This window comes from Nocardia wallacei, from assembly GCF_029868745.1.
GTDB lineage: Bacteria > Actinomycetota > Actinomycetes > Mycobacteriales > Mycobacteriaceae > Nocardia > Nocardia wallacei_B.
This window is the reverse complement of sequence record NZ_JARWOP010000059.1, coordinates 1-10,944: the sequence shown is the minus strand read 5'-3', so window position 1 is coordinate 10,944 and position 10,944 is coordinate 1. Positions and strand designations below refer to the sequence as shown.

The following is a 10,944-nucleotide window of genomic DNA, read 5'->3' as shown; positions in this document are numbered from 1 at the left end:
CAACGCCCCCCTCCCCCCCCCGCACTTCCACCCACCCCCCGCGGCGCCGCCCGCTGCTAAACCCGCACGGCGCCTCGTCTTTCGGTGTTCGACCGCTACCGCGCTCGCTCGGCGGCCGACCCGACTCCACACCGCGCTCCGTTGCGCGCCGCGGGATCCTGTTACCGGACGGGATCGAAGTCCCGTGCGGCGATGTACGTCGGCCGGATCTCCCTGGCCGCGTACGGTTCCTGCACGAGGGTGTTCTCCACGCTGTTGAACACCAGGAAGATGTTCGAGCGCGGGAACGGCGTGATGTTGTTGGCCGAGGCGTGCATGATGTTCGAATCGAACAGCAGCGCCGACCCGCGCGCACCGGTGAACTGCGCGATGCCGTGCTTGTTGGCCAGATCGGTGATGTCGGCATGCGAGGGCACGCCGATCTCCTGCTCCCGCAACGATTCCCGGTAATGCTCGGCCGGGGTCTCACCCTGACACGGCACGAATGTGCGCTGCGAACCCGGCATCACCATCAGGCTGCCGTTGAACGGGTAATTCTCTGTCAACGCGATCGACAGGCTTACCGCTCGCGGGGAGGGCATCCCGTCCTCGGCATGCCAGGTCTCGAAGTCGGAGTGCCAGTAGAACCCCGCGCCCTCGAAACCCGGCATGTAGTTGACCCGGCTCTGGTGGATGTACACCTCGGAGCCGAGCACCTGCCGGGCAAGCCCGACCACACGCTCGTCCCGGATCAGATCCGCGACGGCCCAACTGATCTTGTGCACCTCGAAGATCGACCGCACCCGGTTCGACTTCTTCTCGATGATCACCCGATCGTCCAGGCGAAGTTCGGGATCGGCGGCCAGGCGGTCGATCTCCAGGGAGAAATCGGCCACCTCCTCCGGCGACAGCAGCTGGTCGATGATCGCGTACCCGTCGGCGTCGAAGTTCGCCAGCTCCGGCGAGGTGATCCGGCCCCACACGGTCGGATCATTGCGTTCGATCGGCGGCACCGCGGTCAGCGTTCGGGTGCGGTAACGATCGATTCGACTGTCGGCCAACGTCATCGCGGTGTTGTCCTCCTACCTAGTCTGGAACGGCGACCAACGGATAGACGCCGTTCTCGTCGTGCACCTCCTGGCCCGTGACCGGCGGATTGAACACACACAACGCCCGCATCTGCGTGCGCGTCTCGATGCGGTGACGCTCGTGTCCGTTCAGCAGATACATCGAGCCAGGCCCCAATTCGTAGCTGACACCGTTGTCCAAATCGGTGAGAGTGGCCTCACCCTCGATCAACCACACCGCCTCGACGTGGTTGGCGTAATGGAACTCGTGCACGGTGCCGGCCTGAATCGTGGTCTCGTGAAAAGAAAAACCGACCTTGTCGCCCCCGAGAATGATCCGCTTGCTGCGCCAGCCGGCGTCCGCGACGTCGCGGTCGGTGCCGGTGATCTCCTCCGTAGTGCGCACGATCATGGTCAGTTGCCTCCTCGGGCCATGTCGACCGCGTTGCCCAGGATGCCCAGGCCGTGGTCGAGTTCGTCATCGGTAATGGTCAGCGGCGGCAGCAGCTTCACCACCTCATCCTCCGCGCCGGAGGTCTCGACCAGCAACCCCTGTTCGAAGGCGATCCGGCTGACCTTGTTCGCCTCCGACGGCTCGTCGAACACCAGGCCGTGCACCAAGCCGCGGCCACGGGTCGACACGCCATCGTAATTCTCCGACAGCTCGCTGAAGGACTTGTGGATGCGCGCGCCCTTGGCGGCGGTCCCCTCGGCGAGGCGGGTGTCGGACCAGAAATGCTCCAGCGCGGCGGTCGCGGTCACGAAGGCCGGGTTGTTGCCGCGGAAGGTGCCGTTGTGCTCACCCGGGGCCCACTGGTCCAGCTCGCGCCGCATCAGCACCAGCGCCAGTGGCATGCCGTAGCCGCCGATCGACTTCGACAGCGTGACGATGTCGGGGGTGATGCCCGCGATCTCGAAGGAGAAGAACGGGCCGGTGCGGCCGCAACCCATCTGCACGTCGTCGACGATCAGCAGGATGTCGCGCGTCGCGCACAGCTCCGACAGCCGCTTCAGCCACTCCGCGCGCGCGACGTTGACACCGCCCTCACCCTGCACGGTCTCCACGATCACGGCGGCGGGCTTGTCCACACCGGACGAGCCGTCGTCGAGGACCTTCTCCATCCAGGCCAGCTCGTCGGCGCCCTCCAGGTAGCCGTCATAGGGCATCGGATTCACATGCACCAGCGGCACTCCCGCGCCGGCCCGCTTGGTGGCGTTGCCGGTGACCGACAGCGCGCCCAGCGTCATGCCGTGAAATGCGTTGGTGAAGTTGAGAATTGTCGTGCGCCCGGTGATCTTGCGCGCCAGCTTCAGCGCGGCCTCGACGGCGTTGGCGCCGGTCGGGCCGGGGAACTGCACCTTGTAGTCCAGGCCGCGCGGATCGAGCAGCACGGTGTCGATCGTCTCCAGCAACTGCTGCTTGGCCACGGTGGACATATCCAGTCCGTGCGTGATGCCGTCGCGCGAGATGTAATCGATCAGCGCCTGCTTGAGCACGGGATTGTTATGGCCGTAGTTCAGTGCGCCGGCGCCGGCGAAGAAATCCAGATAGTCCCGGCCGCTGCCGTCGCGGATCCACGAACCCTGCGCGGTGTCGAACAGGGTCGGCCAAGATCGGCAGTAGCCACGAACATTGGATTCGAGCGATTCGAAAACGGTCATCTCAGCGGTGGTCATCGATGATCCTTTCGTGTGGTGTGCGCCACAGAATGCAATGGCGCGATCCGGTACAGGTCCTCTGATTCGTGACCGTCCGGGAAATCTTGCGGTTCGAATAACGACTCTTGCGTCAGCTGGGCGCCCCGGCGCCGCGCCAACGAGGCGAACATCGCCTGCGAGGCTGCGTTGTCGGGCGAGATCGTCGTCTCCAGCGTCGATACGCCGTGCTCGGCGACGTTGTCCACCAACTGATCCAGCATCGCCACACCCAGCCCGCGACCGCGGAAGGCGTGGTCGACGGCGACCTGCCACACGAATACCGTGTCCGGCGCCTCGGGCCGGAGATATCCGGTGACGAAGCCCGCGATTTCCGATCCGATTTCGGCGACAACGGACGTTGCCCGGAAATCTCGGCACCACAGGAGGTAGGCGTAGCTGGAATTTGCATCCAATACCTGGGATTCGACGGCAATACGCCACATCGGCGCCCCGTCACCGAGCCGCGGCGTGCGAATCACCGCAGGCGCAGAGGTATCCCGATCTGAATCTTGCCTATCGGGGGGAGGCGAACCGAATGGAGTACTCCTTGTTCGGGTCTCTATCACCCTTCCAGAATTGCCAATGAACTTTGAGGCCAACCGGTCGACTTCATTACGGTTACGTTACATCCGTTTAATCAGTGAATTTCGTCACGTTGCGGGCAACCGTACGACGAAGCGCGCGCCACCCCCCGGTCGATCCGTGCATTCCACGGTTCCGCCATGTGCGGCAACGGTTTCGGCGACGAGAGCCAGACCGATGCCGGTGCCCGCGGCGGTGCGGCGGCCACGACGCACCGTCACGAAACGTTCGAATATGCGCTGCCGATCCTGCGGCGCCACACCGGGTCCGTGGTCGTCCACGGTGATCACCACCTGGGCGCCGGCCCGGTCCACGCCCACCGACATCACCCCGCCGCCGTGGCGATCGGCGTTCTCGAGCAGATTCACCAGGGCGCGTTCGAGTTCCAGCTTGCGTCCGGTCACCGTGGCGTCGGCGGCGACGCTCAGCAGATCCGGCGGATAGCGCAGTTCGGACAGGGTGTGGGTGAGCAACTCGCGCACCGAGACCGGCTCGGCGTCGGCCCGGTGCATCCGCGCTTCCGCGCGGGCCAGGGCCAGCAGATCATCGAGCAGGCGGCGCAGGTGTTCCAGCTCCGCGCGCACCAGGACCAGCGCGTGGCGCGACCGCTGCGGCAACTCGTCCTCGTAACGGGACATCACCCCGACACTCGTGGTGAGCGTCGTCAACGGCGTGCGCAGTTCGTGACTCACGTCACCGACGAGCCGCCGCTCGCGATCGATACGCCGTTGTAAAGAATCGACCATGGTGTTGAACGCGTCCACCGTCGGCGCCAGATCGGGATCATCGGTGTCGGGCAGCCGGGTGCCGAGTTCACCCGAGGCGATCCGCGCCGCGGTCCGGGTCAACCGGCGCAGCGGAATCAGCAGTCGCCGCGACAGCCACAGTCCGAATCCGGCGCCCACCGCGGTCCCCCCGACCAGGCAGATCGCGAGGGGCAGCCAGAAACCTTCGGACGCGACCGACACGATCACCACGAACAGCCCCGACACCAGGCCGGACATCACGGCGAACGCGAAAATCGCTCGGCCGCGCAGACTTTGGCGGCTCAGCTCGCGCAGTCCCCGGCGCGGCTCAGCGCTGGACATCGAGTCGGTAACCGAGCCCTCGCACGGTGACGACGACACAGGGCTCCGAGGGATCCTGCTCGATCTTGGTGCGCAGCCGGCGCACGTGCACGTCGACTATCCGCTCGTCGCCGAAAAAGCCACGGTCCCAGACTCTTTCGAGTAGCACGCTGCGGGAGAGCACCCGGCCCGGCGTCTCCGCGAGTTCGCACAGCAGCCGGAACTCGGTGAGCGTCAGGTGCAGTTCCTCGTCGCCGCGGCGCACCGTGCCGCCGTCGACCGACAACACCAGCGGCTCGTCGGGATCGGCGTCGAGCACCATCTCCTCGGGAGCGGCCGGCTCCGGGTCCGGCTCGGCGAACTGCTGCGCGCGGCGGCGCAGCGCCCGCATGCGCGCGGTGATCTCCTTGATCTCGAACGGCTTGGTCACGAAATCGTCCGCGCCGGCCTCCAGCGCGGCCACCACATCGTGAGTATCGTCACGCGCGCTGACCACTATTATCGGCACATCGTGATCGCGGCGGATCTCACGAATACAGGAGAATCCGTCCATCTCCCCCAGCATCAGATCGACGATCATCACATCGGGTGCGCCGTTGTCGCGCAGATGCTCGAGGGCATCCTCCGCTTCTTCGGCCTCCTCGACGTCGTAGCCCTCATCCTCCATGGCCAGCCGCAGGGCGCTCCGGACCCGGTCGTCGTCTTCTACGATCATCAGGTTAGCGCTCATAGCTTCTTCCCTAGCAGATACTCGGCCTGGTGCCCCAGCGCCACGAGGGCACGGTTACGGAGGGCAGAGAACGGTAACTGGAGTACCCCGGACAACCGTTTCGTAAACGTGGGGCAACACCTCGATGTGCCCCCTCACCGGGTCTCCCCGTAAACTACCCGGCAAGACAGTTAGGCGATGGTGCGCTGCGGGGGACTCGCTCGGCAGGCGCACGGCGAGCGCAGGAGACACCATGTCAGGTCGCCGCTGCCGATTCTGTGTCGCATTGGGCGTTATCGCCCTGGTGACGATGCTGATGGCCGCGTGCTCATCCTCGTCGGGTTCCGGTACGAAACCGGGCCCGGCTACACCGAAACCGGCGGCGCCGGTGCTCTCGGTGACCCCGGCAGCCGGGAGTGAGGATGTCGACCCGCTAGGCAAAATCGAGGTATCCACCTCCGATGGCATTCTGACGTCGGTCTCGATGACCAACGAACAGGGCAAACCGGTGGAGGGAATTCTCACACCGGACAAAACGGCTTGGAAACCGACCGGCCCGCTCGGTTACGGCCATACCTATCAGGTTACCGCGCAGGGCGTGACGATCAGCGGTCCCAGCGGACCCTTGACGGCTTCCTTCTCGACCTTGACGCCGGGCAACCAGACCAAGGCCTACCTGACCACCACGGGCGGCCTGCCGCTGGCCGACGGCGGTACCTACGGGGTCGGCACCGTGATCGTCGCGCACTTCGACGAACCGATCCCGGACCGGGCGGCCGCCGAGAAGCGGCTGAGCGTGACCTCCGATCCGCCGGTCCAGGGCTCCTGGTACTGGCTCGACGACCGCAACGCGCACTGGCGTCCGCAGCAGTACTGGGCCTCGAAGACCAAGGTGACGGTGGCGGCGAACATCTTCGGCGCGGAACTCGGCGACGGAATGTACGGGCAGGAGGACTCCAAGACCACCTTCACCATCGGCCCGTCGCACATCTCGATCGCCGACGACAACACCCATCAGGTGCAGGTGTTCGAGGACGGGAAGCTGATCCGCACCATGCCCACCTCGATGGGGCGCGGCGGCAGCGAGCAGGTCGGCAACAAGACCATCTACTTCAACACCCCGACCGGGGTCTACACGGTGATGGACAAGGGCAACCCGGTGATCATGGACTCCGCCAGCTACGGCCTGCCGGTGAACTCCCGGCTCGGCTACAAGGAGACCATCAACTGGGCCACCCGGATCAGCGCCGACGGCGTCTACCTGCACCAACTGGACTCCACGGTGTGGGCGCAGGGCAGCCAGAACACCTCACACGGTTGCCTGAACCTCAACGGCGAGAACGCCAAATGGTTCTACAACTTCGCGGTGCCGGGCGATGTGGTGGAGGTCCGCAACACCACCGGACCGCCGCTGCAGTCGTGGGACAACGGCGACTGGACCATTCCGTGGGAGGAGTGGCAGGCGGGCAGCGCACTGCACTGAGGCGCGTTTCGCTACGATGCGCGCGGCAGGAAATACGGCCGACGAACAGGTGTAGCCGGATGGACAAGCGGAGCAGGCTCGACGACCATCCCACCGTCATCCGGGTTCGCGAGCGCTCCGCCGATTCGGTGCTGCGGCGGGGGCCGCTGGATGCGAAATGGCTGCGCGAGCTGGCATTACAGGCCGGCGCCGACGATGTCGGATTCGTCGAGATCGACCGTCCGGAACTCCGCGACGAGCGCGCCGAGATCGACTCCGCGCTGCCCGGCGCCCGCGCCCTGATCGGTTTCGCGTGCCGGATGAACCGTGACAGCATCCGCAGTCCGGCGCGTTCGGTGGCGAATCTGGAGTTCCATCACGCCGCCGACGACACCAACGACGTGGCGCGCCGGATCGTGTCGGCGCTGCAGGAGCGGGGCGTGCGGGCGCTGAATCCGGCCGTCGGGTTCCCGATGGAGATGGACCGCTTCCCGGATCGGATCTGGGTCGTCTCGCACAAGCCGGTGGCGGTGGCGGCCGGGCTGGGCAAGATGGGCATCCACCGCAATGTCATCCATCCGCAGTTCGGGAGCTTCGTGCTGCTCGGCACCGTCGTGATCGACGCCGAGATCGGCGAGTACTCCCGCCCGATCGACTTCGACCCGTGCCTGGAATGCAAGCTGTGCGTGGCGGCCTGCCCGACCGGGGCCATCGCAGCGGACGGCCGCTTCGACTTCTCCGCCTGCTACACCCACAACTACCGGGAGTTCCTCGGCAATTTCGGGGAGTGGGTGGAACAGATCGCCGACAGCCGCGATGCCGCGGACTACCGTTCCCGCGTCGCCGACAGCGAGACCGCGTCCATGTGGCAGAGCCTGTCGTTCGGCGCCAATTACAAAGCGGCGTACTGCATGTCGGTGTGCCCGGCGGGCGAGGACGTCATCGGCGCCTATCTCGACAACAGCAAGGCGCACCTCAACGATGTGGTGCGCCCGTTGCAACACAAGGCCGAAACGGTCTACGTCGTCCGCGGATCGGACGCCGAACAGTATGTCGCGCAACGATTTCCGGAGAAGCAGACCAAGTTCGTCGGCCGCGGCCTGCGCCCGACCAGCATCGCCCGCTTCGTGGCCGGGATGCCACTGCTGTTCCAGCGCGAGCAATCCCGCGGCCTGAACGCGACCTACCACTTCACCTTCACCGGCGCCGAGCGGCGCCGGATCACCGTGGCGATCCGCGAACGCACCCTGGAGATCACCGACGGCCACCAGGGCGCCGCCGACATCCGCATCACCGCCGACTCCCGCACCTGGCTTCGCCTGCTGTCCAAGAAGTCGGTCCTCCCCGGAGCCATCCTGCTCGGCCGCATCAGGCCCTACGGCTCCCCCCGCCTCCTCCTGGCCTTCGCCCGCTGCTTCCCGATGTAGCCCGGGCGGTGGCGGCGGTGGTCGGGCGGTACGTAGTGTCACCGGGATGACGACTGTGCGGCGGGCCAATCGGGGGCCGGCGGCTGCGGCGGCCAATCGAGTGGCGCTGATCGGCGCGGCTCGGGAGGTGCTCACGGAGTACGGAGCGGATGCGCCGATGGCGTTGATCGCGCAGCGGGCCGGAGTGGGCAAAGGTAGTCTGTATCGGCACTTTCCGACGCGGGCGGACGTCATCGTCGCGGTGTTCGAGGATATCGTGAGCGAGCTGGAGCGGTTCGCCGCCGAGGGCGACAGCACCGCCGGGCAGGTGATCGGCGCGATCGTCGAGCAGTTGGTCGCCTCGGTCGCGTTCATCGCCGTGCTCGATCCGGGCGACAGTTCCGACGGGCGGCTCTACGAACCCGGTCAGCGGGTCATCCGATTGCTGAAAGCCAAACTCGCCGAGGAGGACCTGCGCGGCGGGCTGCGGGCGGACTTGACCGTCGACGAGGTGTTCGTCGGCATCAGCATGCTGGCGGGGCTGCTGCACAAGACACCCACCGCCGAGCGCCCCGCCGCCGCGGAGCGCGGATGGGCGCTGCTGACTCGCGCGTTCTATTCCGTACCGAGCGACGCGCCGGCAATCGGTGCGCCACGGTAACGGTGCGACGGTCTTGTTGCCTACTACCGATTGCGTTGCCGCAGTTGGCATGCCGCCCCTGCTGCTGCGCGTCATCGTGGTGGTGCGACCGGGGCCAGGCAGCTGGAGGGTAGGTCGACCATCGAACACCAGGCCGGTGGGCGGGTGGGTCGATAATCCGCGGGGACGCCGCCGCGGGCGATGATGTCGCGAAAGGCGGGGACGCCGTCGGTGGGGCGGCGGGTCAGGGTCGGGTCGGTGGCGACATCGACGGTGTAGAGACCGTATCGCGGTGCGTAACTGCCCCATTCGTAATTGTCGGTGAGGCTCCAGTAGTTGTAGCCGATGACGTTCATGCCGTCTGCGCGGGCGCGTTGCAGCCAGTAGACGGTGTCGCGCAGATCGTCCGCCCGGTCCCAGCCGTCGGCGCGGGGCTTACCGTTCTCGGTCGGCATGCCGTTCTCCACGATGTACAGCGGTTTACCGGGAAACTTGCGGTCGAAATAGCGCAGCGCGTAATAGATGCCCTCCGGCGTGATCGACAGCTCCCAGGGCGCGTCGGCGGCGACCGGGTTGGATCCTTCCGGATGCGCCAGCGAGGCGCCGTAGTAGTAGTCGATGCCGATGTAGTCCAGCTTCGCGGCCACCCGGTCCTCGAACAGCGCGTCGGTGAGCGCCTGTCCACTCGCGGCGAAGGCGACATTGCTGGTCACCATCGCGCCGGGCTGCCGGGCGTGGATGTAGTCGTACACCGCGTCGTGGGCGGCGACGAGACGATCGTTCAATGCCGGGATGTCGCCGACACCCATGTTGCCCATGCGCAATTCGTGCATGCTGTAGAACGCCGGTTCGTTGAACGTGACCCACAGCGGGTCGAAGCGCGCGTACCGGTCCACCACTTTTCGCGCGTTGGCCAGCCAGTCGTCCACGACGCCCGGATTGCGCCAGCCGCCGCGGTCGACCTCCCAGCCCGGATACGCCCAGTGATCCAAGGTGAGCATCGGGCGCATGCCCGCGTCCCGGATCGCGGCGATCACGTCGTCGTAGAAGCGGAATCCTTCCTCGTCCCACTCCCCCGGATGTGGTTGCAGCCGTGACCATTCCACGCTGATCCGATACACCCGCGCACCCAGGTCCCGCGCCAGGCCGATGTCCTCGCGATAGCGGTGGAAGAAGTCGACGGAATCACCGTAGGCCTCGCGCGACGCGGCGTAGCGGCTCCAATTGCTGTCGGCCGCATGCCCTTCGCTCTGGAAACCGGACGACGCGACACCCCAGAGGAACGACGGCCCGAGCGACGGCACTCCGGCGGGCTCCGCCGCGCCCACCCCCGCACTACCCGCCACGATCGCCGCGACCAGCGTGGCGAGAATCCTGCTCCGCATTCGAAATCCGCCTTCCTCGACCGGCTTCCGACCGGCATCGCCCGGTGACGGCGCCAACCGGACTGTAGGGTCCGGTTGGTGTGCAAGTCTGACCGAGACGGCGGCTGACGTCAATACGAGCGGGGACGCAGGACGACCACCGGGATCTCGCGATCCGTCCAGGACTGGTAGGTGTCGAAGTCGGCGTAGGCGTCGAGGAGCAGGGGCCACAGGCGGGCGCGCTCGTCCGGGTCGGCGGTGACGGCGTGGACCGCCCGGCGGTCCCGGCCGATCTGGATGTGGGCATCGGGGTGGGCGCACAGGTTGCGGTACCACTGCGGGTGATGACGGAGGCCGCCCTGGGAGGCGACGATGACGACGTCGTCGCCATCGGTGATGTAGAGCAGCGGCGTGGTGTACGTGGCGCCGGATTTCCGGCCGCGATGCTCGAGCAGCAGGGTCGGGACCGGTTTGCGGAAGCCCGCGCCGATACGCCACTTCCCGCCGATGCGGCCGCCCGTCCGCTTGTAGACCCACACTTGGGCTCTGCCCGCGTATTTGAAGATCTTCGGCAGTATCGGCGAATCGAGTTGCTTGGGGCGCGGTGGCGTCGCGGCGGTCATGGTGTGCCTTTCCTCCGGATGAGCTGCCGACGACCATACATCCACCACCATGTGTATGGTCAAGACGGCCGGTAAGCTTTCCGGTGATCTGTGCGGGAGGAGTGCGGTGCGTACGCATGGTTGGTCCGGAGCGGCGCCCGGCGACGACGACGAGGCCATCGCGCGAATCCTGGCCGCCGCGAAGGCGGCCATCGATCGCTCCGGCGCGGAGTTCACCATCGCCGGGGGGGGGCGCGGCCGCCGGGGGCCCCCCCCGCCCGGGTGCCGCGACATGCCCACGGCCCCAGCGCGTGGTGCACCCCCGGCCCACGCGGGCCCCCCGCCAATTCGAGACCGACGGGGCGGCG

Annotated in this window: 11 protein-coding genes and 1 pseudogene; 4 read left to right on the top strand and 8 right to left on the bottom strand. The window is 66.8% G+C overall.

Annotation, left to right across the window (positions count from 1 at the left end; all coding sequences use genetic code 11):
- Window positions 1-161: 161 nt before the first annotated feature.
- The 6 genes from thpD to QH470_RS03655 form a co-directional block, all read right to left on the bottom strand.
- A complete protein-coding gene (thpD, locus tag QH470_RS03680; RefSeq protein WP_280270820.1) occupies window positions 162-1,046 on the bottom strand; it encodes an ectoine hydroxylase in 885 nt (294 codons plus the stop codon).
- A 19-nt stretch (window positions 1,047-1,065) separates the two neighbouring features.
- Window positions 1,066-1,458: an ectoine synthase gene (locus tag QH470_RS03675; protein ID WP_280270819.1), complete on the bottom strand. Its 393-nt coding sequence runs from the start codon at window positions 1,456-1,458 to the stop codon at window positions 1,066-1,068.
- Between the two features lie 2 nt (window positions 1,459-1,460).
- On the bottom strand, window positions 1,461-2,723 hold the full coding sequence (gene ectB, locus QH470_RS03670) for a diaminobutyrate--2-oxoglutarate transaminase (RefSeq protein WP_280270818.1): 1,263 nt from the start codon (window positions 2,721-2,723) through the stop codon (window positions 1,461-1,463).
- Window positions 2,720-3,307, bottom strand: coding sequence for a diaminobutyrate acetyltransferase (gene ectA, locus QH470_RS03665; protein WP_425302597.1), 588 nt, complete (start codon window positions 3,305-3,307; stop codon window positions 2,720-2,722). Before ectA ends, ectB begins: the two co-directional genes overlap by 4 nt.
- 87 nt (window positions 3,308-3,394) lie before the next feature.
- Entirely contained in the window at window positions 3,395-4,414 is a 1,020-nt protein-coding gene (locus QH470_RS03660; RefSeq protein WP_280270817.1) for a HAMP domain-containing sensor histidine kinase, read from the bottom strand.
- Window positions 4,401-5,123 carry a response regulator transcription factor gene (locus QH470_RS03655; RefSeq protein ID WP_280270816.1) on the bottom strand — a complete coding sequence of 241 codons (723 nt, stop codon included), beginning with the start codon at window positions 5,121-5,123 and terminating at the stop codon, window positions 4,401-4,403. Before QH470_RS03655 ends, QH470_RS03660 begins: the two co-directional genes overlap by 14 nt.
- Window positions 5,124-5,355: 232 nt before the next feature.
- Here QH470_RS03655 and QH470_RS03650 point away from each other — a divergent pair, with 232 nt between their 5' ends.
- Genes QH470_RS03650 through QH470_RS03635 form a run of 3 tightly spaced genes read left to right on the top strand, consistent with a single transcriptional unit; the run spans window position 5,356 to window position 8,631 of the window.
- Window positions 5,356-6,585 carry a L,D-transpeptidase gene (locus tag QH470_RS03650; RefSeq protein ID WP_280270815.1) on the top strand — a complete coding sequence of 410 codons (1,230 nt, stop codon included), beginning with the start codon at window positions 5,356-5,358 and terminating at the stop codon, window positions 6,583-6,585.
- 59 nt (window positions 6,586-6,644) lie between these two features.
- Complete coding sequence (locus QH470_RS03645) at window positions 6,645-7,991, top strand: 4Fe-4S binding protein (protein ID WP_342228416.1); 1,347 nt, start codon at window positions 6,645-6,647, stop codon at window positions 7,989-7,991.
- Between the two features lie 46 nt (window positions 7,992-8,037).
- Window positions 8,038-8,631: a TetR/AcrR family transcriptional regulator gene (locus tag QH470_RS03635; RefSeq protein ID WP_280270814.1), complete on the top strand. Its 594-nt coding sequence runs from the start codon at window positions 8,038-8,040 to the stop codon at window positions 8,629-8,631.
- 71 nt (window positions 8,632-8,702) lie between these two features.
- Here QH470_RS03635 and QH470_RS03630 read toward each other — a convergent pair whose 3' ends face one another.
- Both QH470_RS03630 and QH470_RS03625 read right to left on the bottom strand, forming a co-directional pair.
- Window positions 8,703-9,995 carry a glycoside hydrolase family 1 protein gene (locus tag QH470_RS03630; RefSeq protein WP_280270813.1) on the bottom strand — a complete coding sequence of 431 codons (1,293 nt, stop codon included), beginning with the start codon at window positions 9,993-9,995 and terminating at the stop codon, window positions 8,703-8,705.
- 110 nt (window positions 9,996-10,105) lie between these two features.
- Window positions 10,106-10,597 carry a nitroreductase family deazaflavin-dependent oxidoreductase gene (locus QH470_RS03625; protein WP_280270812.1) on the bottom strand — a complete coding sequence of 164 codons (492 nt, stop codon included), beginning with the start codon at window positions 10,595-10,597 and terminating at the stop codon, window positions 10,106-10,108.
- A 106-nt stretch (window positions 10,598-10,703) separates the two neighbouring features.
- Between QH470_RS03625 and QH470_RS03620 the strand changes: the two are divergent.
- Window positions 10,704-10,944, top strand: a pseudogene (locus QH470_RS03620) (TetR family transcriptional regulator); the annotation flags it as partial.

Coding starts and splice junctions, on each gene's coding strand:
- thpD (WP_280270820.1), bottom strand. CDS start 1,046: ATGACGTTGGCCGACAGTCGAATCGATCGTTACCGCACCCGAACGCTG.
- QH470_RS03675 (WP_280270819.1), bottom strand. CDS start 1,458: ATGATCGTGCGCACTACGGAGGAGATCACCGGCACCGACCGCGACGTC.
- ectB (WP_280270818.1), bottom strand. CDS start 2,723: ATGACCACCGCTGAGATGACCGTTTTCGAATCGCTCGAATCCAATGTT.
- QH470_RS03660 (WP_280270817.1), bottom strand. CDS start 4,414: ATGTCCAGCGCTGAGCCGCGCCGGGGACTGCGCGAGCTGAGCCGCCAA.
- QH470_RS03655 (WP_280270816.1), bottom strand. CDS start 5,123: ATGAGCGCTAACCTGATGATCGTAGAAGACGACGACCGGGTCCGGAGC.
- QH470_RS03650 (WP_280270815.1), top strand. CDS start 5,356: ATGTCAGGTCGCCGCTGCCGATTCTGTGTCGCATTGGGCGTTATCGCC.
- QH470_RS03645 (WP_342228416.1), top strand. CDS start 6,645: ATGGACAAGCGGAGCAGGCTCGACGACCATCCCACCGTCATCCGGGTT.
- QH470_RS03635 (WP_280270814.1), top strand. CDS start 8,038: ATGACGACTGTGCGGCGGGCCAATCGGGGGCCGGCGGCTGCGGCGGCC.
- QH470_RS03630 (WP_280270813.1), bottom strand. CDS start 9,995: ATGCGGAGCAGGATTCTCGCCACGCTGGTCGCGGCGATCGTGGCGGGT.
- QH470_RS03625 (WP_280270812.1), bottom strand. CDS start 10,597: ATGACCGCCGCGACGCCACCGCGCCCCAAGCAACTCGATTCGCCGATA.